Consider the following 23,553-nt stretch of genomic DNA (forward strand, 5'->3'; position numbering starts at 1 on the left):
AGGTAGTGGCCGCGCCCTTAGCAGGGAAGCATAATGGTAAAGGTGGCGCCCTGGCCGGGCTGGCTATCGACGGTGAGGCTCCCGCCGTGGCCCTGGGCGATGATGTCGTGGGAGAGCGACAGGCCCAGGCCCGTGCCCTCGCCCGTGGGCTTGGTGGTGAAGAAGGGCTGGAAGATTTTGCTTTGAATGGCCGGGCTCATGCCCGTGCCATTATCCGTCACTTGTATCTGCACTTGCTGGTTCAAGACCAGCGTGCGCACCCCCACCTGGGGCTGGTAGCCGGGTTCGCCCACTTGCTGGCGCTGGCGCACGGCGTAGAAGGCGTTGGTAAACAGGTTGAGCAACACCCGCCCCACGTCGGCGCCCACGAGCGTGACCCGCGGCAGGTCGGGCAGGAAATCCGTATTTAGGGTGGCGTTGAAGCTTTTGTCCTTGGCGCGCAGGCCTTGGTAGGCCAAACGCAGGTACTCGTCGCACAAGCGGTTCAGGTCGGTGGGCTCGCGCTCGCCGGCGGCGGAACTGGAGTGCTCCAACATGCCTTTAACGATGCCGGCCGCCCGCTGCCCGTGCTGGGTAATTTTCTGCATGTTCTGCCGCAGGTCGCTCACCAGTTCCGCTTCCAAGCCGGCGTCGCGTTCCGGGCGTAGTTGTTCCTCGGCCAGCTCGGCCAGCAGCTCGGTGCTGACCTCGGAGAAGTTGTTGACGAAGTTGAGCGGGTTTTGAATCTCGTGGGCGATGCCGGCCGTGAGCTCGCCCAGGCTGGCCATTTTCTCCTTCTGAATCAACTGGGCCTGGGTGGCGCGCAGCTCGGTCAGGCTGGTGTCAAGCTGGTCGCGCTGGGTTTGCAGCTCGCCTTTCTGGGCCGTGACGGCTTGGTTGAGGCGGTTAAGCGCGGCGTTGGCCTGCTGCTGGCGGCGGTTGCCGCGCCAAAGCAAAAACGAGAATCCGCCAATGAGCGCCAGCACGACCAGCACGGCCCCGAGCACATAGCGCTGGCGCCGGGCGCGGGCCGCATCGAGCAGTTGGGTTTCGCGCAGGGCGGCAATACGGGCCTGCTGGGCACGGTCGGCCTGCTCGATTTCGTACTGCGCCACGTGCGTGGCGGCCTGGGCAGTATTGAGCGTATCCGTCAGGGCCAGCGCGGCCAGGGCATACGGATTGGAGCGGGCGGGCTGCCCGCGCTGCTGGTAAAAGTGCGCCAGGGCTTGCAGGTAGGCCAGGCGAAGCGGCGTGCGGTGCTCTTGCCGGGCCTGGCGGTACGCGGCTTGCCAGGCCGCTTCGGCGCGGGGGTAGGCGCCCGTGGCCGCGTAGTACCTGGCCCAGGTCGCGTTCAGCTCGCAGTATCCCCCGGACGAGTACAGGGGCAGGTTCAGCGAGTCGACCAGGTGCTGGGCGTGTTGCAGCAACGGAGGCACTTCGCCTACCCGGCCCAGGGCCAGTAGTACGGCACTTCGCTGCACCAGGCCCAGGGCTAGTTCGGCGGCCAACAGGGTGTCGGAAGGCGTGCGCGGGCGCAACGCCAGCGTGGCGTAGCGCAGGGCCAGCGGGTAGCGCCCCTGCCGGAAGTAGATGCCGGCAATGTTGCGGTTCACGAACCGCCAACCACTCGGGAGAATGCCGGGCCAGTTCAAGCCTTGTTGCAGGTAGGACAGGGCGCGGGCGCTGTTGCCCCAGGAGGCATAGTTGGCCCCAATCACGTAAATTTCATTGTAGTACCAAAAATTGTAGAAGGTGCGAAACAGCTCGGTGGCCCGCAGCTCGTAGCTGATGGCCTGGTTGTAGTCGCCCCGGGACACGTAGTAGCCGGCCAAGGCGCGGTAGCACATGGCCACATTGGCCACGGGCCCGTGCGGCTGGTAGTAGGCCAGCCGGCGCTGAACAAACACCCGCTTCGCCTCCTTCTGGTTTAACGCGTTGTAGAAGCGGCCAATAAGTTCTAGCAGGAAGGGCTGCGGCACGGGCCCCAGGGCCTCGTAGTACGTCAAGGCCGCCCGCAGCGTGTCGAGCAGGGCCGGTTGGTTCTTCAACTCGGCAGCGTGGGACCGGTAGTACGCGACGAGGCGCAGCGGCACGCGCTCGGGGTAGTGGAGCCGGGCGGCCAGCGCCGCGGCTTCTTGCTGGGCGGCGTCTTGCTCCCGCCCTTGCAGGGCGGTGGTTGGGTATGTGTCCAGCAGGTGCTCCAGGGTTTGCAGGCGCAGCGAGTCCACGTGCTGGCCGGCGAGTACACGCTGCAGCGAGTCGAAGGGCGCATCCCAGTAGCGGTGGTCGAAGCGGATGGCGCGCAGCCGGCGCTGAAATTGCGCCTTCTCGGCCGGGCTGGGCTGGGCACGGGCTGCGGGGCTGAGCAGCAGCAATAGGGCTAGCCCACTCAGCAGGCGAAGTAGAAAAGCACGCATGGGCTAAACGGGAGAAACGGGTAAGCAAATCGTGAACGTGGTGCCCTGGCCGTCCTGACTTTGTACTGCCAGCGTGCCGCCGTGGCCCTGGGCGATGATGTCGTGGCTCAAGGAAAGGCCCAGGCCGGTGCCCTCGCCCGTGGGCTTGGTGGTGAAGAAGGGCTGGAAAATTTTGGCCTGCACCGCGACCGGCATGCCGGTGCCGTTGTCCGTCACCCGGATGGCGACGTGGCCGTTCGCGCGCGCGGTGGCCACGCTGACGGTGGGCGCGTAGCCCGCCTCGCCGGTCTGCTGGCGCTGGTGCACGGCGTAAAAGGCGTTGCTGAACAGGTTGAGCAGCACCCGGCCCAGGTCGGCCCCCACGGCCTCGACCAGCGGCAGGCCCGGCGCCAAGTCGGTTTGCAGCGTGGCCTGGAAGCCTTTGTCGTTGGCCCGCAGGCCCTGGTAGGCCAGGCGCAGGTACTCGTCGGCCAGCTGGTTGACGTCGGTGGGCGCGCGCTCGCCGGTGCTCGTGCGCGAGTGCTCGAGCATGCCGCGCACGATGGCCGCCGCTCGCCGCCCGTGCTCGGTGATTTTGCCCAGGTTCTGCCGCACGTCCACCGCCAGGGCCGCGACCTCTTCCGTGTCGCCGGCGGCCTGGGCTTCTTCCAGCTCGGCCATTAGTTCGGTGCTGACTTCGGAGAAGTTGTTGACGAAGTTGAGCGGGTTCTGGATTTCGTGGGCGATGCCGGCCGTGAGCTCGCCCAGGCTGGCCATTTTCTCCTTCTGAACGAGTTGGGCCTGGGTGGCGCGCAGGTCGCTGAGGGAGCGTTGCAGCTCGCCGGTGCGCTGGGCGACTTGCGTTTCCAGGGTCTCGTTTTGCGCCGCCAGCAGCGCTTGTTTCTCCTGTTCCTGGGCGATGGTCTGGGCCGAAAGCTGCTCCACCTCTCCTAATTTCGCCAGCAGCTGCTGCGCGTCGAGGGCAAACTCGCGGGCCAGAAACAGGCTGATGCCCAGCGCCGGCACCAGGAAGGCGAGCAGGAGTAAAATAACGAAGATGGGGTAGCCGTGGAAGCGGTATATGTGGGCCACGGCCAGCGCAACGCCGGCCACCAGGCAAAGCAGCCCGATGGCAAAGCCGGTGCCGACAATGCCGACGCCGCGCTGCCGCTCCCGGCCCGCTTGGATGGTCAGGCGCAGCAGCTCGACGATGGCCAGCCCCATGCAGACGACCACTGCGAAATTGGAAGGCCCCGTGCTAAAAACGTAAAAGCTGCCCCCGGCCAGGGTCAGGACACTGACGACCCACAGCCCGTAGTAGAGGCGGCCGGGCCGGTAGCCAAACAGGGCGTACAGCGCCCGCACCGCCCAGAGGTAGCTCAGCAGCTGCAACCAGTAACTGGTCACCCACGCCACTATCTGCTGCGCGTTGGACGAGAAATCAGTGTCCCCTTGCAGGTAGGCGTGCAGGCCGAAGAACAGGGCCGTCGTGCCGGCGTAGAGGGCGAAGTAGCGGTTGGCCGGCCGGGCGGGGTTGTAGCGAAAGAACACCAGGTGCAGCAGCGTGAGCAGCCCAAAGACGCCGGCCAACACCATAAACCGGGTGACAAACTGCGCCAGCTCGGCGTCCTGCCGCCGAGCCTGCGGCGCCGTGAACAGCTGGCAGAAGAGCGGCGGGTAGGAGGTGCGCACCCCCAGCAGCCACGCGGGGTACTGCATGGGGGCAAAGCGCACGGCCAGCACGTGCGGCCCGCGGCCCAGGGCGGGCAGGTCCAGCGGCGCGGACGCGTTGGGGTTGCTCTCCACCCGGCGCAGGTCGGGGTGCAGGCGGCCCTCGCGGCGCAGCAGTTGCCCATCCAGGTAGAGCTCAAAGGCGCCGGTGCCGTTGGGCCGCAGCAGCAGCACCTGCCGGCTCAGGCTGTCGCCGAGTTGGAAGCGCAGCCGCAGCCAGCTCCGGCCCGTGTAAAAGCGTGTGGGCTGCTCGCGCCAAGGGCGCACGGGGTTGAGCGTGTCCCAGGCGCTATCGTCGAAATCGGGCCGGGCCCAGGCGGGGTCGTCGCCGGGGTGGTAGCGCCAGCCTTTGGTGAGCGTCAGGCCGGCGGCGGGCAGGCGCGTTACGTGCAGGACGGCGGTGTCGGCGGGCAACGGGGTGGCCCGGGCGGGCAGGGTCAGCAGCCAGACGGCGGCCAGCAACAACAAGTAGCGCATAAAGCCAGGGACCACGCCGCCAGCCCTACACGGAAGTGGAATTAATTAAAGGGAAAGTTGAGCTTTGAACGGGCAAGCTACGGCGAAAACGGGTTTATCCGTGCCGCACCCGCTTGACCGACAAGGCCTGCGGTGCGTGCACGTTAACAGGCCTTTCAGGCCGCGCCGACCCCCGTCTGCGCGAAGCGACTTCCACTTACGCCCTGCGACCGTTCAGTCTAACGGTCGAAAAAGCTAAGGAGGAGTTAATTGACTGCCGGCTAGCATCGGGAAAATAAGGGTTTTCGCTGTATATACTTGTACATTTGAGTGCCCAAATTCAACTCTTTCTTCATGAAGTTACTTTTCCTCCTGGCTTTAGTGGTTGGCCCCGCCCTGGCTCAGGCCCAAACGGTTCAAAACAACGCCATTGTCATCGGCCGGGTCGATAGCGTCACGTCGGCCGTCTTGAAGGAAAAGCGCAAGCTTTGGGTGTATGTGCCGGACGGCGCCACCAGCCCGGTCTATGCTCCGCGGCGCTACCCCGTGGTGTACCTGCTCGACGGCGATGCCTGGTTTACGGCCACGACGGGCGTGCTGCAAAAGCTGAGCGGATACCCGAATTCGGTGTGCCCGGAAATGATTGTGGTCGGCATTCCCAACACCAACCGCACCCGCGACCTGACCCCGTCCATCTCCACCACCGCCACCGGGGAGCTGTCCGCGGCCGTGCTCAAAACTTCCGGCGGCGGCGAAAACTTCACCGCTTTTCTGGAAAAGGAGCTGATTCCCTACGTCGACGCGCACTACCCCACCACGCCCCACCGCACGCTCATCGGCCATTCGTTTGGCGGGCTGCTGGTGGTGAACACGCTGGTGCACCACCCCGCCCTGTTTGAAAATTACGTGGCCATCGACCCCAGCATGTGGTGGGACCAGGAGAAGCTGCTCCAGCAGGCCCACGAGGTCCTGGCCCAGCCCCGGTTTGCCGGCCGGGCCTTGTTCGTGGCCTCGGCCAACAACACCGGTCAGGATTCGCTCCAGGTGCTCCAGGACCCGTCGGTCGGCGGCGCGATGACCCGTTCCAAGTGGCGGTTGCGCGACGAGCTGGCCCGCAACCGCCGCAACGGGCTGCGCTGGGCCTACCAGTATTACCCCACCGATACGCACAACACGGTGCCCCTGCTGGCCACCTACGACGCCCTGCACTTCCTGTTTCCGGCCTACGCGCTGTCGCCGGCCGCTACCAGCGACTTGTTCAACCCCGCCTCCAAGGTCGAGCAGGCGGCCCTGCTGGAGGCGCATTACAAGCAAATTTCGGCGCAGGCCGGCTATCCGGTGCTGCCCTCCGAAGTCACGGTCAATGCCCTGGCCTACCGCCTGATGGCCCAGCCCGAACAAGCCGCGCGGGCGTTGGCCCTGTTTCAGCTCAATGTGCGAAATTACCCCACCAGCTTCAACGTCCACGACAGCCTCGGCGACTACTACCAAGCCCAGGGCCAGCCGGCCCGGGCCATTGCCGCCTATACCAAGGCCTTGCAGCTGAAAGAATACCCCGAGACCCGGCAGAAGCTGACGCAGCTTCAGGCCAAGAAGTAGTGGCCAACAGGGAGGCAGACGAAGCTTCGCGAGTTCAGTTAAAGGGTCGTGCCGTAAACATGATCCCTGTGGTGAAAGGAGCGAATGCCACTTTTGAGCCAACCTTTCAACCAAGGCCACCACTGGCGTGGGCCATCCAGGGAGTAGCCCGCCGCCGCTAGCCCAAGTAGGGTTTCAGGGCCTTTGAGCGCGAGGTGTGCTGGAGGCGGCGCAGGGCCTTTTCCTTGATCTGCCGCACCCGCTCCCGGGTCAAGCCGAACTGCTCGCCCATCTCTTCCAACGTCCGCGCCGCGTTGCCATTCAGCCCGAAGTGGAGCGTGACGACGTCCGCCTCGCGCCGGGTCAGGGTCGAGAGGGCCCGCTGGACCTCCCGGCGCAGGGAGTCGTGCAGCAAGCCGGCGTCGGGGCTTTCCTCGTTCTCGTTTGCCATCACGTCGAACAGGCTGTTTTCCTCGCCCTGCACGAAGGGCGCGTCCATCGAGACGTGGCGGCCCGAGAGTTTTAGCGTGTCCGCCACTTCGGCGGTGCTCAGGTCCAACAACTCCGCAAGCTCGTCGGGCGAGGGCTCGCGCTCGAATTTCTGCTCCAGCTCCGCGAACGAGCGGCTGATTTTGGTGAGCGAGCCCACCCGGTTCAGCGGCAGGCGCACGATGCGGCTCTGCTCGGCCAGGGCTTGCAGAATGCTTTGGCGAATCCACCACACGGCGTACGAAATAAATTTGAAGCCCTTCGTCTCGTCGAAGCGCTTGGCGGCTTTGATCAGCCCCAGGTTGCCCTCGTTGATGAGGTCGCCCAGGGTCAGGCCCTGGTTCTGGTACTGCTTGGACACCGACACGACGAAGCGCAGGTTGGCCTTAGTCAGCTTTTCGAGGGCCAGCTGGTCCCCTTCGCGGATGCGCTGGGCCAGGTCTACTTCCTCGTCAATCGTGACCAGGCCCACTTTGCCGATCTCCTGCAGGTACTTGTCCAGCGACTGGCTTTCGCGGTTGGTGATCTGCTTGCTGATTTTAAGCTGTCTCATGCGGGAACGGCGCTGCTTGTTGTGGTTTCAAAGTGAAGAAAGGACCAGCCCCGGCACGTGCCTATTCAGCCTGGTTCAACGGGTATCAAGACGCTGCCCGGAGGAAAGGTTCACGCGGAGGGCAAACCAGCCGTCCCGGCCGGCAGCGGCCGGTTCCGGTGGGCCACACCGTCAGCGGGGGCCCAGGGGCGACTCGTGGGGTTAGTGCAGCCGCTTTGTCAAGGCGCTGGCAAGCGCTATGGCTCTCATTAGCGCTAACTTATGTTCAGTATGTCGGTTCACTGAATCCAGGGCAAAGAATTTCAGGAGAACATAAATTTTGGAAACTGCTCGCCCCTACACAAAGGGGCGCGTCACAAAGACACTCTGTTTAGTAAAACGAGCGATGGGTTAATGTTCAGCTGGTACCGAGCGAATCATGCTTTTTCCTATATAATATTATATATTTGCGTGCTTAAACTCAACTCATTTTGCATGAAGCGACTTCTCCTCTTGTTATTATTGGTCGGCCCCGTGCTGGCTCAGGCGCAAACCGTAAAGAATGGCGCTATCGTCATTGGCCACGTCGACAGTCTGACGTCTGCGGTGCTCAACGAGCAGCGCAAGGTGTGGGTGTCGCTGCCGGCCAGCGCCAGTTACTTGGCGTATGCCAAACAACGCTACCCGGTGGTGTACTTGCTCGACGGCGCCTCTCATTTTGCGTACACCTCGGACATCATTCAGCGCCTAAGCGCCGCGACAAGTAGCGTATTCCCGGAAATGATTGTGGTTGGCATCGCGAACACCCTGCGCACGCGCGACCTGACGCCCTCGCGCCCAACCAGTGTGGAAGGCATGTCCCCGGAAGAGTTGAAAACAGCCGGCGGCGCCGAAAAATTCACCGCGTTCATAGAAAAAGAGTTAATTCCCTACATCGAAGCCCACTACCCGGCCTCGGCCCACCGCACCCTGATTGGCCACTCGTTTGGGGGGCTGCTGGTGCTGAACACGCTGGTGCACCACGCCACCTTGTTTGAGCATTACGTGGCCCTGGACCCGAGCCTGTGGTGGGACGGCGAAAAGCTACTCAAAGAGGCCCACGAGGCCTTGGCCCAGCCTCATTTTAAAGGGCGCACGTTATTTGTTGCCTCGGCCAATACGACCGGTCTGGATTCCGTGCGAGCGGCAAAAGACCCGTCGGTAGACGGGCAGCATACCCGTGCCAAGTGGAAGCTGCGCGGGAATTTGGCCCGCACCAAAAGCAACGGATTACGGTCGACTTACCGCTATTACCCCACCGACACCCACAGTTTGGTCACCGTGGATGCGACCTACGACGCGCTGCGATACATCTTTCAGCCCTACATGCTGGCGCCGGCGGAGTACAGCACCCTCTTTGCGGACAAGCCAACCGAGGCCGCCGCGGCCAAGCTGGTGGCGCATTACCAGCAGGTTTCGGCGCGGGTCGGCTACGCGGTGCTGCCGCCCGAGTCAATCGTTACTAGACTGGCTTATAAATTTTTGTCTATGCCCGGGCAAGCCCCAAGCGCGCTGGCTCTTTACCAGTTAAACCTGCAGAATTATCCCGCCAGCCCCAGCGCGCACGCCACAATGGGCTACTACTACGAAAAGCAAAATCAGCCGGACTTGGCAATTGCTTCCTACACGAAGTCCTTGCAGCTAAAGGAAACCCCTATTGTTCGCAAAAAGCTCGACCAGCTTCAGGCTAAAAAACAGGGCTAGCGCAGGGAACGCCCACCTCGGTGCGGGGCGGCTAGTTGGCCGTGCATTAGCCCCTAAACGCGTGTAACAGGATTTTACCCCCGCTGCTACAACTGGGCTATCCTTGACATTGCGAAGCTCAGTGAGTTCAGCTAAACGGTGGCAATGGCCTCGGCCACTAGCCGCCCTGTTTTAAAAGCCTAGTGCAGGCCTCGATGGGGGATATGGCTCGTAAAAAAAGAAACTATCCTGTCTTCTGTTGCCCTATTTAACCGCGACTACCTTTAGCGCGTCCTTTGGTTTTTCTATCCCCCCTGTTGATGATTCAAAACACGGTTACTGCTTTTCTGGTGGCGCTGCCGCTGGCTTTTTGCGCACCGGTGGCCGCGCAGGCGCCCGTGGCCTACACGGTGGCGTTCCCCAATGCCGTGCACCACGAGGCGCGCGTCCGCGTCACGTTTGCGCAACTGCCCCCGGGCCCGTTGCAGGTCCGCATGGCGCGCTCGTCGCCCGGGCGTTACGCGTTGCACGAATTCGCGAAGAACGTTTACGACGTCAGCGCCACCGACTCGAAAGGCAACCCCTTGCGCATCACCCGGCCCGACCCGTCCGGCTGGGACGTGGCGGGCCACGACGGGGCCGTGGTGTTCCGCTACACGCTCTTCGGCGACCGGACCGACGGCACCTACGCCGGCATTGACAGCCGCCACGCCCAACTCAACATGCCCGCGACCCTGGCCTACGCCCGCGGCCTGGAGCAACGCCCGGCCGAAGTAAAGTTCGACCTGCCGACGGGGTGGCAAGTGGCGTCGCAGCTGCGCCCCGATGCGGCCACCGGCACGTGGTACGCCCCCCACCTGCAATACCTCATGGACTCACCCGCCTCGCTGGGGCCGCTCCAGACGCGCACGTGGCAGGAACAAGGCCGCACCATCGAAATGCAGATGCTACACGAGGGCACCGACGCCGAGTTGGACAGTTACGTAGCGCTAACCAAAAAAGTGGTGAAGGAAGCGGCCGCGGTCTTCGGAGAGTTGCCGGCGTACGACTTCGGCCGCTACACCTTCCTGGCCAACTACCTGCCCCAAACCAGCGGCGACGGCATGGAGCACCGCAACTCCACGGTCGTCACCAGCAACCTGCCCCTGCGCGGGGCCGGTGCCGAGCGCAATTTGGGCACCGTGGCGCACGAGTTTTTCCATAGCTGGAACGTGGAGCGCATCCGCCCCCAAGACCTGGAGCCTTTCGATTTCGACCGGGCTGACATGAGCAGCGGGCTGTGGTTTGCTGAAGGCTTCACGTCGTATTACGGCCCGTTGCTGCTGCGCCGCGCCGGGGTGTTGACCGACCAACAATTCTGCGAGAGGGGGGTGAACGGCCTCGTCAACGCCCTGTTGCTGTCGCCGGGGGCAGCCCGCTACTCCCCGGTGCAGATGAGCCAGCAAGCGCCGTTCGTGGATGCCGCCGCGGCCATTGACCCGGATAACCGCGCGAACACCTACCTCAGCTATTACGCCATCGGCGGGGCCAACGCCTTGGCGCTGGATTTGGACCTGCGGGCCAACCACAAAACGACCCTCGACGCCTTTATGCGGGCCGTGTGGCGGCAGTACGGCAAAGCCCAGCGCAACTACGCCCCCGAGCGCCCCTACACCCTGCCCGATTTGCAGCGGGTGCTGGGCGAAGTCAGCCACGACACCGCTTTTGCGGGTCGCTTTTTCCGCGACCACATTTACGGGCACGAGCTGCCGAAGTTCGCGCAACTCCTGGCCCCGGCGGGCTTGCAACTGCGCAAGGCCAAAGCCGGGCAGGCCAGCCTCGGCCTCAACCGCCTCCAATTCCTGCCCGACAGCAGCGGCGCGTTGCTGCCTGCTTCGTCCCTCGTCGGCAGCCCGCTCTACCAGGCCGGCATCGACCGGGAGGACGTGCTGCTCAAATTCGATGGCCAACCGCTGAAACGAGCCACGGTGCTACAGCAATTACTGGCCACGCACAAGCCCGGTGATGTGGTGCCGGTGGAAGTGCGGGCCCGGGACGGCGTGCGCACCGTGCCGGTAACGCTCCAGGAAGCACCGACGCTGGAAGTGGTGGCCCTCCCGTCGGCCACGCGCCAGCAACTAGCTTTCCGTAAAGCATGGTTAAGTGGAAAAAAGAACTAACCGGCTCCAGCGTGGCACGGGAAAATCGATGGCACCCTGGTTGCGCGCTCAGCTAAGCCATTTAGTCGCGTTGTGCCAGGCCGGTGTGTGGTTCGTTCGTGCGATGATTTGCGCCCGCTCAATTCATAGTCGGTCAGTTGCCCGATGCTAGGTTCAGGAAAACGGTCGTGGCTGTTGCAGAACTCAGCGGGACACCTTCAAGCGAAGTCTTTACGAACCGAGCTGAAGGAGAATGACGCTTAAACGGGCTTTTGACACGCGCTGAGTGTAAGCACATAGCGTTTCTGCGTTGCCCACCGAGTTTTGCAACAGCCACGGTCGGAATCGTGAAACGAGGGCGAGCAGCAAGCGGAATTGCTCAGTAAAGCGCAAGTTTTTTTATGCCGCAATCTTCCGCTTTCTTAACGGGTAGGAACAAGCCCATTTAACACATAAAAAAAGGCATTCCTCACTGATCATCAGAATCAATAGCCGTTCGGTCAGCATAGGGCTCGGTGGACGCCGTTGATGGTACAATCATCTGAAAACGACCCTGGCGGGATGAACACTACGGGGAACAGTAGAAGGAAGGCCAGCACGGAGTTGTTCGGCGTAATCTTCAAGCGAACTGAGGTCGGGTGCTCTGGCATAACGGCGCCGGTGATTTTTGGCGTCGCGGGCAGGTTCCGCCGCAGGTAGACAATTTTAGCAGAGCAAGTGCCATATGCTCACGCACCAGTCGTGCGAAAGAGCATTATTTACCGACGAACTTCATTAGGCCTGGTTAGCAACGTAGAACGCCGCACAGTCTGCCTCGCTCACCCGGTACTTTGGCCGGGCCAACGTGCCGTGATTTGCAGCATGAATCCTACCCAATCGAATGTACCGAATTACGGTCTTCTCGTGGACCTTTAGGCGCTGGGCTACCATCTTTGAAGTAAGCAGGTCGGCAGTCTTGCCCGCCAGCGCGTTATTTGTAGCCCCCTGTCGGGCTAGCTCCTGACGAATATCCGTCAGCAAGTGAACGGCCAGTTGCTGAACAAAGTCGGGTGGTAATGTTAAGGTGAATTGCATCTGGTAAAGTGCTGGTTTAGTGACACCTCCCTTTACGCAAAACGACCTACCCCTCGTTACCAACAGCCTTACGGTATTTTATAGAACATTAAGGAACAGTGGTTTGCGAACATAGCGAACACTAGGGGATTCTACGGCCAACAACAGCCCTCTCCAACAGAGGTGGTACTATAATGGTACTAAAATAACAAAAAACCCCTTCTACTTGAATTAGACGGGGTTTCTAGTGGGCCCAACTGGAATCGAACCAGTGACCTGCTGATTATGAGTCAGCTGCTCTAACCGATTGAGCTATAGGCCCGGTGCTGGAGGCAGTCATCTTTCACCTCAACCCTTGCCGTTGCCGGCCCTCCAACCCGACAAAAGTACGACCTTCGCCCACGGAAAAACAAGCCACCCCATGCTACCTCATCTGTTATTCGATTTTGGCGGCGTCATCATCGACATTGATTACGAGGCCACCCCGGCGGCCATGCGGCGGCTAAGCCGAGCCGGCAGCACCATCGAGTTTTCGCAAGCCCAACAGGCTGAACTGTTTGACCTGTTTGAAACGGGCCGCATCACGCCGGCCGAATTTCGGGCCGGGCTGCGCGAAGCTTATCAGCTCGACGCCACCGACGCCGAACTCGACGCCGCATGGCACGCCATGCTGCTCGACGTGCCGGCCGAGCGCCTGGCCCTGATTGGCGAGCTGCGCAAGCAAGGCCACCAAACGGCCCTGCTGAGCAACACCAACTCCTTGCACATCGCCGAAATCAACCAGCGCCTGGCCACCAAATACGGCTTTAAGCATGGCATTGCCGACGTACTCGACCGCGTGTTTTACTCGCAGGAAGTGGGCCTGCGCAAGCCGGGCGAGGAAATATTCCGGCACGCGCTAACCGAAATGAACTGGCAAGCCGCGGATACGTTGTTCATTGAGGACAGCCCGCAGCACGTGGCCACGGCCCGGCGCCTGGGGCTGCGGGTGCTGCACCTGGCCCCACCCCTCACCCTCACCACTGCCCTGCCCGAAGCCATCCGTGCCTTTCCCCGAGAATACGCCCCCGCCCGTTCCTGACCCCACCGACTACCCCGAGGTGGCCCGCACTGCCGATTCAGCGCCGGTGCCCGCGCCGCATGCGCGGCTCACGCTGGAGCAGGTCCGGGCCCGCCGGCTGTTCCGGCGCTTCGAGCGGCCCGAGCCGTCGCCGGCACGCACGTACGCCGTGCACATCCTGCTATTTTTAATCACGCTCGTGACCACCACACTGGCGGGCATTCAACTCACGCGGGGCGACATCGGGTTTCTGCCCCTCGATGTGTTTGCGCTGCGCGGGGCCGCGCTGCGCGCCGAGGTGGAGCGCGGACTGTGGTTTGCGCTGCCGTTTTTGGGCGTGCTCACGGTGCACGAGTTTGGGCATTACTTCACGGCCCGGCACAACCGCGTGCGTGCCTCGCTGCCATACTACATCCCGTTTCCGATGGGGCTGGGTACGTTTGGGGCCATCATCCGCATCAAGGACCGGATTTTCTCGCGGCGCGAGTTTTTCGATATTGGGCTGGCTGGGCCGCTGGCGGGCTTTGTGGTGGCGGTGCCGCTGCTGGTGTACGGCTTCACGCAACTGCCGCCGCTGGATTATCTATTCGCCATTCACCCCGAGTACGCCCGGTACGGCGCCGACTACGCCCGCTATGTGTACCCGCCCGGCCAGGAAGGCATTACGCTGGCCAAGCCCCTGCTCTACCGATTGCTCGAGGCCGCGTTTGCCAACCCGGCCCGGCTGCCCCACCCCAACGAGCTAATGCACTACCCCGTGCTGATGGCCGGCGCCCTGAGTTTGTTCTTCACCGCCCTCAACCTGCTGCCCATGGGCCAGCTCGACGGCGGCCACATCCTCTACGGGCTGATGGGCCGGCGGCGCTTCAACCAGGCTGCGCTGGTGCTCTTCATCGGGTTTGTTTTTTATGCCGGACTAGGGTTGTTCACGCTGCACAGCGACTGGCAAACCTGGCTCTACGGCGGCCCGGTGTATGCGCTGTACCTGGGGCTGATATTCTGGCGGGTGCTGCCGAAGCCGCGCCAGGGGCTGCTGCTGGCGGCGGGCATCTGGTGCGCACAGCTGGCCTTTAGCGTAGCCCAACCCGGCGTTATGGGCAACCCCGGCTGGCTGATATTCGGCTTGCTGCTGGGCCGCTTCACGGGCATTTACCACCCGCCTGCGCCCGACGAACGGCGGCTGAGCCCCGGCCGCAAAGTAATGGGCTGGCTGATGGTGGTTATTTTTGTCCTTTGCTTCACCCCCAGCCCGTTTAAGTAAAGGCCTTCGGGCATTCAGATTAACCAAGCTGGTTAAACCAGAAATCGGTACAGCCGGGCGGCATGGTTGGCTATTTTCTCATTTGCTTTTCAGCCGCAGCGCCGGCTATTTGTCTTTTTTCTCGGAATGATTTTTACCCAAAAACAGCTTTTTCTGGGCACTACCCACATTGCCTTGCGGGCCGAAAGCCTGTACGTCTGCAAGCGCAATCCGCAGGGGGTGGCCACCCTCGAAACCGAAGTGCCCTACGAAGAAATCCTGCCGGTGAAGTCCGGCGAGCACCGCCTCATCCCGGTTAATCAGCTCGTGCTCACGGGCCTGCTGCTGGTGTTTCTGGGCTATGGGCCCTGGCGCGAGTGGCTGGCCACGGGCCACACCGGCTTCCCGCTCTACTCCTGGTGGCTGATTCTGGGCGTGAATGCCTTGTCGATGTGGATTCGCTTTGAGCAGCAGTGGTGCACCTTCCGGCTGCAAACCGCCCACCTGTCCGTGACCCTGGCCGGGCGGCCCTGGCAGCGCAAGCAGTTCCGGGCGCTGGTGGCGGAGCTGGAGCGCCGCACCAAAACCTACCTGCGCGACGAGTACGGGCAGGTCAACCCCCTGGGCTTTATTGAGCCGCAGCTCCGGCGGGTGGCCTGGCTGCACGAGCTGGACGTGCTCAGCGCCCGCGAAGCCCAGGCCCTCTCCACGCGCCTCACTGGCCGCCGCAGCACCGATACGCTCCGAAGCATGGGCCAGGAGCTGGATTCGCCGTACCTAAACTAACGATTTCGGCGGCGGGCTGTTGCGGGTTTTCTTCTTTTTCAGCACGCCATGCCGCCACTCTCCGCCCGCCCCGTTGCCGCCCCGGCCCTGGTGAGCATCGTCATCCCCACCTTCAACGAGGCCGAGGGCATCGTGAAGCTGCTGAGGCATTTAGCCCAAGCCGGCACGGGCACCGATGCGGCCGTTGAAATCATTGTGGCCGATGGCGCCAGCACCGATGCCACGGCCACCCTGGCCCGGCAGGCCGGTGCCCGTGTGCTGGCCTGCCCCACCAAAGGCCGCGCGGCCCAGCTCAACTTTGGGGCCCGGCACGCCCGCGGCAGCATCTTGTATTTCCTGCACGCCGATACCTTACCGCCGGCCGGCTTTCTCAGTGATATCCGCCAGGCAGTGGCGGCGGGGTACGGCTGCGGCTGCTTCCGCCTGGCCTTCGACGAGCCCCACTGGTTTTTGCGGGCCAATGCGTGGTTTACGCGCTTCAATGTGGAAGCCGCCCGCTTCGGCGACCAGAGCCTGTTTGTAACAAAACCAGTGTTTGAGGCAGCTGGCGGCTACCGCGAAGACCTGTTCATCATGGAAGACCAGGAAATAACGCGGCGCCTACGGCAGCACACCCGGCTCCGGGTGCTGCCGGATACCGTAATTACCTCGGCCCGCAAATACCGCGAAAATGGGGTCTTCCGGCTCCAGGGCGTGTTTTACCTGCTCACCGCGCTTTACCGCCTGGGTGTGTCGCAGCCCCGCCTGCTCCGCGTTTACCGGGCCCTAATCCGGCAGAATAAGCTGTAGGACCAACGAGACTGGAGCGCCTTACCCCATGCTTTTCAGCTCAATTTCTTTTGACACTTCTTGTTTTCCTGATGCGTAAACCGAAGCATGAAATTGAGCTAGCGGTAGCATTGCCTAAGCCCTGCTTATTCCCTTTGCCGGCTGGGTTACCTTTGTGGCGGCCGGTCTCTTCCTGCTGCTACGCCGTGCAACGCTTCCTGGCTTTTTTCCTTGCTGCCCTCATGCTGCTCCAAACCCTGGGGCAGGAGGTGCTGGTCGTGGATTATCAGCTCAATAAGGCGCGCATCACGGCGCTGTACTGCGTGAACAAGGCCCGGCCGCAGCTGCACTGCAACGGCAAATGCCACCTCGCCAAACAGCTGCGCAAAGCCGATGCGGCCGAGAAAAAAGCCCCGGCAGGCGCACAGGCCAAGGTAAAATATGAGGTGCTGCCCTCGGCTGCCTTTGCGCTGCTGGCACCCCGGCGGTGGCGGCTGCCAGCCCGGCGCTATCCGGCGCTTGCCACGGCGCGCGGCGCGGCCGTGCCGCCTCCCGGCGTGTTTCGCCCGCCCCTGGCCTAAAGTCTGATTGTGGGTCTGGTTCTTCCCGCATGGCTGGAAGAACGGCCTTTGCTGGCCCAGCCGCGCCCGCGGCGGGCCCAACGGCGCGCTGCCCCGCCGTTGCTTTCAATCAGCTTTAAGCTTCTATTCTACAATGAAATTTCTGTCAATTTCTCAATTGGCCGGCGCCCTCGTGCTGGCTGTCCTTAGCCTTGCGGGCTGCAAGAAAGACCCCGAGCCGCCCACTACCGAAACCGGCGAGTTTACCCTTCACATGGACAACGGGGTGAGCGTGACGAGCACGGCCAACGTCACCACGTTCAGCAAGCTGGTTCTCGGCACTACTTCCTATAAAAATGCCCACGGCGACGACTTCACGGTGAGCACCTTCAAGTACTACATCTCCAACGTGAAGCTATTTAAGGCCGACAACTCCAGCTACGCGGTGCCGGACACCTACTTCCTCGTCGACCACGCGGATGCAGCGTCGCAGGACCTGAAAATGACCGGCGTGCCGGTGGGCGACTACACCGCCGTCGGCTTCACAGTGGGCGTGGACAGTGCCCGCACCAAGGCCGGTAATTTCACCGGTGTGCTCAATGCCAACAACGGCATGTATTGGGACATGAACGGCTCGGAGTTTATCAACCTGAAGCTGGAAGGCTATTCCCCGCAGGCGCCGCACGCGCCCCAGGCCACCACCGGGGGCTTGGTGTTTCACGTGGCCGGCTACAAGGGCGCGGCCAACAACACCATCCGGACGGTGCGCCTGCCCTTCCCCACCGCCAACCTGCTGGTGCGCCCCGACCACTTCCCCGAAGTGCACCTGCACGTCGACATCGCCAACCTGTTCAACGGGCCCAACCCGGCCACGGCCACCAACCCACCCTTCCTGAACCCGGTGAATTTTGCCGTAGTGTACAATAAGATGGGCGGCCCGGCAGCCGCCAAGCTCGCCGACAATGTGGCCGCGAGCATGTTCTCGGTCTCGCACATTCACGCCAACTAATCCAGGCCCGTTGCCTTCCCTCCCCGGCATGAAAACCCTTTCGCTTTTCCTACTGGCCGCCCTGCTCCTGCTGGCCCCGCGTCCCGGCCGCGCCTGCGACATCTGCGGCTGCTTTATGGGCATCACGCCCTACGACAACCAGAGCGGCCTGAGTTTGATGCACCGCTACCGCATCTTCAACGGCTACCAGGAGTACGGCCAAACCCCGCATTTCTTTCCCAAGGGCGCGCGGCCGTTCTTCCCCTCTTCGCTCAACAGCGACAACGGCTACGAGCACGACCACAGCGGCGACCCCACCGATTTTGAAGCCTTCCGGGTCATTGAGCTGCGCGGCAAGTACTTCCTCTCGCAGCGCGTGGAGCTGAACGCCTTCGTGCCCTACGTGATGAATACCTCGCAGATAAATGGCAAGCAGCTCAACGCCTCGGGTGTGGGCGACATTACGGTGTTTGCCGGCTACCACCTCATCCGGCAGATTGAAACGGCCGGCATCCAGAGCCGCCTCATTGTGGGCGGGGGCGTGAAGCTGCCCACTGGCGAGTTCCGCCGCCAAAACGCCCAGGGCGAGCGGTACCCGCTGCTCAACCAGGTGGGCACCGGCACCACCGACGGCTTTGTGTACGCCAACTACATTGCCGGCTTCCGCAGCCTGGGCCTGAGCATCAACAGCAGCTACCGTCGCTCTACCGAGAATGCGTTTCGCAACAGCCTGGCGCCCAGTACCGCCACTTTCGCCAGCCTGTTTTACCGCATTCCCCTGGGCACCGACTGGCAGGTGTATCCATCGGCCCAATTTTTCTACGAGAAAACCAAGGGCGAAACCCTGGAAGGCCAGCTCACCGGCGAGCACGCCATGAACAACGCCCTGCTGGGCCCGGGCCTCGACGTGTACTACAAAAACGTGTCGTTGAACACCAGCTTCCAGCTGCCCATTTACACCGCCGCCACCGACCACCCCGCCAGCGCGGGCCGCCTGGTGCTGTCGGTGGGCTATAGCTTCAACCAAACCAAGTACTTGCTGCACAAGAAAGCTGCGCAGTAGGAACCCCCATTACCCGGCTTCGTACTCAAGGACACCACCAACTTCCTTTCCCATGAGCACCTCCCTCAACCCCCAGGCCGTCACCTACGCCAAGCGCCTTATCCGAGACGGCAAAATCAAGAACGACGAAGGGCACTGGGGCCAGCACAACCCCGATTCCTCGGATGAAAATGCTTTCCTGGAAAAGCATAAGATTGAGGAGTACGGCAACTGGCACCTCGGCCTCGACATGAGCAAGGGCGAAGACACCAAAGGCCGCTACAAATTCCCCTACGGCGACTTCAAAACCGTGCACCGCGACGGTCTGATTGCCGCCAAGGAGCGCGCCGCCCAGCAAGGCTACCACGACATTGAAAAAGCCGCCGACGAGCTGCTGCACCTACTGGAAGCCCAGGCGCAGGTTAAGTAACAAAGCAGCTTAAACTGCGCAAAAAGCCCCGACTGCACATGCAGCCGGGGCTTTTTATGTTTTCAAAAGCAACTGTCATGCAGAGCGCAGCGAAGAATCTTCTCACGTTCGAACGATTCGTTCAGCAGCGATTAGATGCTTCGCTGCGCTCAGCATGACAGACGGCGCGGGCGAGATGCTTCGCTGCGCTCTGCGTGACGTTCTACTTTGGGCAGGCCTTACTAGCCCAAGGCCACCACGCCGGGCAGTTCCTTGCCTTCCATGTACTCGAGCAGTGCGCCGCCGCCGGTGCTGATGTAGCTTACCTGGTCGCCGAAGCCGAGCTGCTGCACGGCCGCGGCCGAGTCGCCGCCGCCGATGAGAGAGTAGGCGCCGTTGGCAGTGGCCTCGGCAATGGCGCGGGCCACGTACTCGGTGCCGAGCGAGAAGTTGCTCATCTCAAACACGCCCATGGGGCCGTTCCAAAGAATGGTTTTGCTGTTGCGGATGATTTCGGCGAAGGTTTCGCGGCTATCGGGGCCCAGGTCAAGACCCATCCAGCCGTCGGGAATGTGGTGGTTGGCGGCCACTTCGACGTTGGCGTCGTTGGCGAACCGGTCGGCGATGAGCGAATCGGAGGGCAGCACTAGGTTCACGCCCTTTTCCTTGGCTTTTTGAATGAGCTGCCGGGCCAGGTCCACTTTGTCGGCCTCGAGCAGGGAGCTGCCCACCGTGCCGTTTTCGGCCACGGCAAAGGTGTAGGCCATGCCCCCGCCAATGAGCAGGTTATCGACCTTATCGAGCAGCTTTTCGATGATGAGAATCTTGTCGGATATCTTGGCCCCGCCCATGATGGCGGTGAAGGGCCGCTCGGCGTTTTCCAGCACCTTCTTAGCGTTGTCGAGCTCCGACTGCAGCAGGTAGCCACCCACCCGGTCTTTGGGGCCGAAAAAGCTGGCTATTACCGCCGTGGAGGCGTGCGCCCGATGGGCCGTGCCAAAGGCGTCGTTCACGTACACGTTGCCGAGTTGAGCCAGCTTGGCGGCAAAAGCGGGGTCGCCGGCTTCTTCCTCTTTGTAAAAGCGCACGTTGTCGAGCAGCAGCACCTGGCCGGGCTGCAGGGCCGCGGCTTTCTGCGCGGCTTCGGCGCCGAGCACATCGCCGCCCCACTGCACCGGGCGGCCGTATTCCTGCGAGAGGCGCGCCACAAGGCTTTCCAACGAATACTTTTTCTCGTACCCCCCCTTGGGCCGGCCCAGATGCGAAAGCAATACCACCGAGCCGCCGTCGTTGAGGATTTTCATCACCGAGCGGGTGGCCATTCGGATGCGGGTGTCGTCGGTAATGCGCAGGTCCTTGTCGAGCGGCACGTTGAAATCGACGCGCATCACGGCGCGCTTGCCGGCGAAATTGTAGGTATCGAGGGTGTTCATGGAAAGTAGCGGTAAGGTGTGTAGTGAGTGGATTGGGCCTGCAAAGTAGAACCAAAACTCCCCTCCTTACCAAGGAGGGGATGTTGCCGCGCCCGCGGCAACTGGGGTGGTTGTAGGCATTGAACCGAAGGTCGGCGTAGCCAACAACTCGCGTCGGACTCGTTACGGCATCGTTCGGGTATCGTTCGCCCGTCGTTCAACGAAGCTAACCACCCCAGCCAAGCCTTGCGGCTTGACGTCCCCTCCTTACTAAGGAGGGGAGTTGTCGTTCTTGCTTGCCACAATTCCCCCTATCATCAATCCCATCCCCTCCCGCTTATCCTTACCTTTGCGGTACTTATGAAAATTGGCATTTTTTTCGGGGGCACTTCGCGCGAGCGGGAAATTTCTTTCGCCGGCGGCCGCACCGTCTTTGATAATCTAGATAAGGCCCTGTTCCAACCGGTGCCCATCTTCGTGGATAGCCTTGGGCAGTTTATTCTGCTCGACTGGCAGTTTATTTACAAGGGCACCATCCGGGACTTTTACCCGCCCGTGGAGTCGCAGCCGGCCTCCGTGCACCACCTGCAGGTATACATCGAAAGCCTGGGCGAATTGAGCCACGAGGAGTGGTTTCACGCCATTATGAAGGTGGGCCGGCAGGTGCAGGTAGAGGAGCTGCCGCAGCTCATGGACTTCGCGTTTCTGGCCCTGCACGGGCCGGGCGGCGAAGACGGCGCCATTCAAGGCATGCTGGAGTGGCTGGGCATCCCCTACTCCGGCTCCGGCATTCTGCCCTCGGCCTTCGGCATCGACAAGATTGCGCAGAAAAACCTGCTGCACGCCCTGAACCGGCCCACGCCCAATTTCCGCGTCATCAAGGCCGAGGAATGGGACACCACCGACCACGCCGCCACGCTCGCCTACCTGGTGCGCGAGCTGGGCTTGCCGCTGGTACTCAAGGCGCCGCGCCAGGGCTCGAGCATCGGCGTGAGCATTCTCAAAACCGACAACCTCGCCAAGTTTGAGGCCGCTATCGACCGTAGTTTATTCCGCAAACTCGTGACCCGCGAAGACTGGCTGCGCCTCGGCGAGCAGGACAAGCTGGCTTGGGTGCAGCACCTTACCGACATCCGCGAGGGCATCGGCCTGCCGGTGGTGTTCGACGACGAAACCGCGCCCATCTACCACCCCGAAACCCTGCTCTTCGCCCTCAACGAGCGGCTGGAAAGCGCCGAGCAGGTGCTCCTGACCAACGTAGACGGCGAAACCCAGGTGCTGGTGGAAAGCTTCGTGGCCGGACGCGAGTTCAGCTGCATTGTGGTAGAAGACCCCAACGGCCTGCCGCTGGCCCTGCCGCCCACGGAGATTGTGAAGGGCGAGGAGATGTTCGACTACCGCTCGAAGTACCTGCCCGGCCTGGCCCGGAAAGTCACGCCGATTGATTTGCCGGAGGCGAAGATTCAGGAAATCCGCGAGGCCTGCGAGGAGATGTTCCGCACGTTCGGCTTCCAGGTATATGCCCGTCTCGATGGCTTTGTGGGTCACGATGGCAAACTGTTTTTGAATGACCCGAACACCACTTCGGGCATGTTGCCGGCGTCGTTCTTCTTCCACCAGGCAGCGGAAATCGGGCTGAATCCTTCACAGTTTCTCACCTACCTCATTCGTACGTCGCTCGCGGCGCGCCGCCGCGCCGGCCTGCGCCCGGTGAAGCTGGCGCAACTGCTGGCCAAGCTGGACGAAGCCGTAGCCGGCCGCCAGCACGAGGCCACCGAGCGCATTCGGGTGGCCGTGATAATGGGCGGCTACTCGTCGGAGCGCCACATTTCGGTGGAAAGCGGCCGCAACATCTACGAGAAGCTCAGCTCCTCGGCCAAGTACGCGCCGGTGCCCGTGTTCCTCACCGGCTCGGCCGACGAGCACAAGCTCTACGTGCTGCCCGTGAACGTGATGCTGAAGGACAACGCCGACGACATCCGCGAGAAAATTGAGCACGCCGAAGCCGGCGAGGCTCCGCACCCGATTCTCGAACGCATCCGCCGCGAGGCCAGCGTCATCACCAGCACCTACGCGGGCCAGGCCCTGGCCCAGCCGCGCCGCATTTCTTTCGAAGAGTTAGCTCAACTCGCCGATGAGGTGTTCATTGCCCTGCACGGCCGGCCCGGCGAAGACGGCGCCCTGCAGCAGCAGCTCGAGAAGCTCCACCTGCCCTACAATGGCTCGGGCGTGGCCAGCAGCAGCGTCACCATCAACAAGTTCGAAACCAACGAGCGCCTGCGCAAAGCCGGCCTGCTCGTGGCCGACCACCGCATGGCCCCCAAGCTGGAGTGGCAGGCCGACGCCGAAAGCTTCTACCGCTCGCTCGAAACCCAGTTCGCCTACCCCTTCATCGCCAAGCCCGCCGACGACGGCTGCTCTTCGGCGGTAAAGAAAATCAAAAACCGGCTGGAGCTGGAGGCTTTCTGCCAGTTGATTTTCCGCACCGAAGAGGACTTACTCTCCGGCCCGGCCGCGGTGCTGCATCTGGGCTTTAAGGAGGAGTTTCCGCGCAAGGATGCCTTCCTGGTCGAAACCCTCATCAGCCGCGATGGGGCCGCGCACTTCCTGGAAATCACGGGCGGCCTTCTCACGTCGTACGACGAGCAGGGTCAGCTCAAGATTGAGGTGTTCGAGGCCAGCGAGGCCTTGGCTACCGGCGAGGTGCTGAGCCTCGAGGAGAAGTTCCTGGCCGGTGAGGGCCAGAACATTACCCCCGCCCGCTACGCCTCTGACTCCGCCGAGCGCCAGCGCATCTCCGACGAGGTGAAGGCCGTGCTGCGCCGCGTGGCCGAGGTGCTCGACATACAAGGCTACGCCCGTATCGATGCGTTTGTGCGCGTGCGCCAGCAGGGCCAGGTAGAGGTGCTCATTATCGAAGTCAACTCCCTGCCCGGCATGACGCCCGCCACCTGCATTTTCCACCAAACCGCCCTGGCCGGCTACACGCCCTACCAGTTTATCGACCGGATTCTGGAGTTTGGCAAGGCCCGGGTGGAACGAGCAAGTCATGTCCCCACTCCCCTCCTTAGCTAAGGAGGGGATGTTCGAGCCGCAGGCTCGGACGGGGGTGGTTGGATTCGTTGAACGACATCCGAACGAGACGTCAAAACGAGTCCGACGCGAGTTGTTCAACGAACCAACCATCCCAATTTCCGCTTTGCGAAAATATCCC

General features: G+C 62.4%; 17 protein-coding genes and 1 tRNA gene. 12 read left to right on the plus strand and 6 right to left on the minus strand.

Features of this window, described 5'->3' with window-relative positions; translation table 11 throughout:
- Positions 1–17: 17 nt before the first annotated feature.
- Positions 18–2,396, minus strand: coding sequence for an ATP-binding protein (locus AUC43_RS20700; protein WP_233254043.1), 2,379 nt, complete (start codon positions 2,394–2,396; stop codon positions 18–20).
- Positions 2,397–2,399: 3 nt separating this feature from the next.
- Positions 2,400–4,583 carry a sensor histidine kinase gene (locus tag AUC43_RS17415; protein WP_068196604.1) on the minus strand — a complete coding sequence of 728 codons (2,184 nt, stop codon included), beginning with the start codon at positions 4,581–4,583 and terminating at the stop codon, positions 2,400–2,402.
- Between the two features lie 333 nt (positions 4,584–4,916).
- On the opposite strand from AUC43_RS17415, the gene AUC43_RS17420 reads away from it, so the two are divergent.
- Positions 4,917–6,161, plus strand: coding sequence for an alpha/beta hydrolase-fold protein (locus AUC43_RS17420; protein WP_071886127.1), 1,245 nt, complete (start codon positions 4,917–4,919; stop codon positions 6,159–6,161).
- A 157-nt stretch (positions 6,162–6,318) separates the two neighbouring features.
- Here AUC43_RS17420 and AUC43_RS17425 read toward each other — a convergent pair whose 3' ends face one another.
- A complete protein-coding gene (locus AUC43_RS17425) occupies positions 6,319–7,182 on the minus strand; it encodes a sigma-70 family RNA polymerase sigma factor (RefSeq protein ID WP_068196611.1) in 864 nt (287 codons plus the stop codon).
- A gap of 474 nt (positions 7,183–7,656) precedes the next feature.
- On the opposite strand from AUC43_RS17425, the gene AUC43_RS17430 reads away from it, so the two are divergent.
- Both AUC43_RS17430 and AUC43_RS17435 read left to right on the plus strand, forming a co-directional pair.
- Entirely contained in the window at positions 7,657–8,904 is a 1,248-nt protein-coding gene (locus AUC43_RS17430) for an alpha/beta hydrolase-fold protein (protein ID WP_071885957.1), read from the plus strand.
- A 299-nt stretch (positions 8,905–9,203) separates the two neighbouring features.
- On the plus strand, positions 9,204–11,042 hold the full coding sequence (locus tag AUC43_RS17435; protein WP_068196616.1) for a M61 family metallopeptidase: 1,839 nt from the start codon (positions 9,204–9,206) through the stop codon (positions 11,040–11,042).
- A gap of 753 nt (positions 11,043–11,795) precedes the next feature.
- Here the strand turns inward: AUC43_RS17435 and AUC43_RS17440 are convergent.
- Positions 11,796–12,095, minus strand: coding sequence for a helix-turn-helix domain-containing protein (locus tag AUC43_RS17440; protein WP_068196619.1), 300 nt, complete (start codon positions 12,093–12,095; stop codon positions 11,796–11,798).
- 227 nt (positions 12,096–12,322) lie between these two features.
- A tRNA-Ile gene (locus tag AUC43_RS17445) sits at positions 12,323–12,396 on the minus strand.
- A gap of 99 nt (positions 12,397–12,495) precedes the next feature.
- Between AUC43_RS17445 and AUC43_RS17450 the strand changes: the two genes are divergently transcribed.
- The 8 genes from AUC43_RS17450 to AUC43_RS17485 all read left to right on the plus strand — a co-directional run bounded on the left by AUC43_RS17450 (position 12,496) and on the right by AUC43_RS17485 (position 18,948).
- Positions 12,496–13,155, plus strand: a complete 660-nt coding sequence (locus tag AUC43_RS17450; RefSeq protein ID WP_068196622.1) for an HAD family hydrolase — start codon at positions 12,496–12,498, stop codon at positions 13,153–13,155.
- Positions 13,118–14,395: a site-2 protease family protein gene (locus tag AUC43_RS17455; RefSeq protein WP_233254044.1), complete on the plus strand. Its 1,278-nt coding sequence runs from the start codon at positions 13,118–13,120 to the stop codon at positions 14,393–14,395. Before AUC43_RS17450 ends, AUC43_RS17455 begins: the two co-directional genes overlap by 38 nt.
- Positions 14,396–14,521: 126 nt before the next feature.
- Positions 14,522–15,160, plus strand: coding sequence for a hypothetical protein (locus AUC43_RS17460; protein ID WP_068196625.1), 639 nt, complete (start codon positions 14,522–14,524; stop codon positions 15,158–15,160).
- 48 nt (positions 15,161–15,208) lie between these two features.
- Positions 15,209–15,949 carry a TIGR04283 family arsenosugar biosynthesis glycosyltransferase gene (locus tag AUC43_RS17465; protein WP_071885958.1) on the plus strand — a complete coding sequence of 247 codons (741 nt, stop codon included), beginning with the start codon at positions 15,209–15,211 and terminating at the stop codon, positions 15,947–15,949.
- A gap of 221 nt (positions 15,950–16,170) precedes the next feature.
- Positions 16,171–16,509 (plus strand): hypothetical protein, encoded by a 339-nt coding sequence (locus tag AUC43_RS17470; protein WP_157781148.1) that lies wholly within the window; start codon positions 16,171–16,173, stop codon positions 16,507–16,509.
- Between the two features lie 133 nt (positions 16,510–16,642).
- Positions 16,643–17,497, plus strand: coding sequence for an MbnP family protein (locus tag AUC43_RS17475; protein WP_068196630.1), 855 nt, complete (start codon positions 16,643–16,645; stop codon positions 17,495–17,497).
- Positions 17,498–17,525: 28 nt separating this feature from the next.
- Positions 17,526–18,539, plus strand: coding sequence for a hypothetical protein (locus AUC43_RS17480; protein WP_068196632.1), 1,014 nt, complete (start codon positions 17,526–17,528; stop codon positions 18,537–18,539).
- 52 nt (positions 18,540–18,591) lie between these two features.
- The gene (locus AUC43_RS17485) at positions 18,592–18,948 is read left to right on the plus strand and encodes a hypothetical protein (RefSeq protein ID WP_068196636.1); all 357 of its coding nucleotides are present in this window, start codon (positions 18,592–18,594) and stop codon (positions 18,946–18,948) included.
- 221 nt (positions 18,949–19,169) lie between these two features.
- On the opposite strand, the gene AUC43_RS17490 is transcribed toward AUC43_RS17485, so the two are convergent.
- On the minus strand, positions 19,170–20,360 hold the full coding sequence (locus tag AUC43_RS17490) for a phosphoglycerate kinase (protein WP_068196639.1): 1,191 nt from the start codon (positions 20,358–20,360) through the stop codon (positions 19,170–19,172).
- Between the two features lie 339 nt (positions 20,361–20,699).
- Here AUC43_RS17490 and AUC43_RS17495 point away from each other — a divergent pair, with 339 nt between their 5' ends.
- Entirely contained in the window at positions 20,700–23,414 is a 2,715-nt protein-coding gene (locus tag AUC43_RS17495; RefSeq protein WP_068196648.1) for a D-alanine--D-alanine ligase family protein, read from the plus strand.
- Positions 23,415–23,553 lie beyond the last annotated feature (139 nt).

Source organism: Hymenobacter sedentarius (assembly GCF_001507645.1).
In the GTDB taxonomy this organism is placed as follows: domain Bacteria; phylum Bacteroidota; class Bacteroidia; order Cytophagales; family Hymenobacteraceae; genus Hymenobacter; species Hymenobacter sedentarius.